Below are 309 nucleotides of genomic sequence, written 5' to 3' on the forward strand. Positions count from 1 at the left end.
GGGTCGCGGGTTCGAATCCCGTCTTCCGCTCCAAAAGTGCCGGGGTGGCGGAACTGGCAGACGCACAGGACTTAAAATCCTGCGGTAGGTGACTACCGTACCGGTTCGATTCCGGTCCTCGGCACCAAGTTTCTTTATGAAGTAAAATAAACCAAGTTTTTTGCGAAAGCAAAATAACTATAAATATAATGCGCCCTTAGCTCAGCTGGATAGAGTGTTTGACTACGAATCAAAAGGTCGGGAGTTCGAATCTCTCAGGGCGCACTTTAACGGGAAGTAGCTCAGCTTGGTAGAGCACTTGGTTTGGGA

Annotated in this window: 2 tRNA genes; both read left to right on the forward strand. The window is 49.2% G+C overall.

What is annotated here, in order from left to right:
• The first annotated feature begins 38 nt into the window (after positions 1-38).
• Positions 39-127, forward strand: a tRNA-Leu gene (locus M3226_RS31820).
• Between the two features lie 63 nt (positions 128-190).
• Positions 191-264: transfer RNA gene (locus M3226_RS31825), tRNA-Arg, on the forward strand.
• The last annotated feature ends 45 nt before the right edge of the window (positions 265-309 follow it).

Source organism: Neobacillus cucumis (assembly GCF_023715505.1).